This is a genomic window from Kitasatospora sp. NPDC047058, from assembly GCF_040643935.1.
In the GTDB taxonomy this organism is placed as follows: Bacteria; Actinomycetota; Actinomycetes; order Streptomycetales; family Streptomycetaceae; genus Kitasatospora.
The window spans coordinates 1-1,296 of the sequence record NZ_JBEYVJ010000886.1 but is presented as its reverse complement, the minus strand read 5'-3'; the positions used below and the strand labels follow the sequence as shown (position 1 = coordinate 1,296).

Annotated in this window: 2 protein-coding genes; both read right to left on the bottom strand. The window is 68.4% G+C overall.

Annotated elements, in window-relative coordinates; all coding sequences use genetic code 11:
- Window positions 1-33: 33 nt before the first annotated feature.
- Complete coding sequence (locus tag ABZ885_RS41350; protein ID WP_360200395.1) at window positions 34-924, bottom strand: IS3 family transposase; 891 nt, start codon at window positions 922-924, stop codon at window positions 34-36.
- Window positions 921-1,211 carry a transposase gene (locus ABZ885_RS41345; protein WP_072653749.1) on the bottom strand — a complete coding sequence of 97 codons (291 nt, stop codon included), beginning with the start codon at window positions 1,209-1,211 and terminating at the stop codon, window positions 921-923. The genes ABZ885_RS41350 and ABZ885_RS41345 overlap by 4 nt, the downstream gene beginning before the upstream one ends.
- Window positions 1,212-1,296: the final 85 nt, after the last annotated feature.

Sequence of the window (1,296 nt, the reverse complement as noted above, 5' to 3'; positions counted from 1 at the left end):
TGAAGTTCCACCCTGCGGTTGGACACTTTCCGTCTACGCTGCGAGGGTGTGACCTTGCCGGTGCCGCTGGCGGGTCTCGAGTGGCGTGACGTAGCCCCACTCGGGGTGTTTGCGTAGGCGCCTGCGGTTGTAGAAGGTCTCGATGAAAGAGAAGACCTCCGCCCGGGCGGTGGCGCGGTCGGGCCAGACCTGGGTGCCGATCTCCTCCTTCAGTACGGCGAAGAAGCTCTCGGCAACGGCGTTATCGTAACAGGAGCCGACCCTTCCCATCGACTGCCTCATGTCCAACTTGCTTATCTCGGTGCGGAATTCACTCGACGTATATTCGCTGCCGCGGTCCGTGTGGAAGACGCAGCCGCGCTCCAGACCGCCTCGGCCGGCGGCCATCCGCAGCGCGGCCACCGGCAGTTCGGCGCGGTGGTGGTCGGCCATCGCGTAGCCGACCACCTCGCGGGTGGCCAGGTCGATGCAGGTGGCCAGGTAAAGCCAGCCCTCCTCGGTCGGCAGGAAGGTCATGTCGCCGACCAGCCGCATCCCCGGGCGGGGCGCGGTGAAGTCGCGCCCGATAAGGTCCGGGGCGAACACCGGCTTGCGGGCCTGGCGGGTCAGACTGCGGCGCCGGCGGCGGGTGACACCCGTGATCCCGCGCTCGCGCATGATCCGTTCCACCTTCTTCCGGTTCACCGCCCGGCCCTGGCGGCGGAGTTCCGCGTGGATGCGCGGGACGCCGTAGGCGCCCCGGGAGGCGAGGTGGATCACGGTGATCTCGGCGGCCAGGAGGTCCTCGGCCCGTTCGCGGGCGCGACGGTCCTGCTCGCCGGCCCGCCAGGCGTAGAAGGAGAAACGGGCGATCCCCAGCGCCCGGCAGATCCGCTTGACGCCGAAGGCGCCGTGGTGGTCCTCAACGAAACGGAAGCGGATCACCGATTCGTCTCGGCCGCGAAATAGGCGGCCGCCTTGCGCAGGATCTCGATCGTCTTCTGCTGCTCGAGGTTCTGCCGGCGAAGCCGGGCGAGCTCCTCGCGCTCGGGGCTGGTCAGGTCACCGGGCCGGCCCTCGCCCCGATCGGTGCGGTCCTGCTTGACCCAGCCCCGCAGCCCCTCTGGGCTGACCCCCAGCTCCCGGGCGATCTCGGTGACGTTCCGGTGCGGAGAAGACCGGACGAGCGCGACCGCGTCCCTCTTGAACTCCGCCGTGTACCGCTTACTCATGTTGCTGTTGCTTCCCACCTGAAACTGCTTCCTCTGGGCTCACATGTCCCAGTCTCCAGGTGTCCAGCCCCAGGGTGGAACTTCA

Excerpts from the sequence above, each read along its gene's own strand:
- ABZ885_RS41345 (WP_072653749.1), bottom strand. The coding sequence starts at position 1,211 with ATGAGTAAGCGGTACACGGCGGAGTTCAAGAGGGACGCGGTCGCGCTC.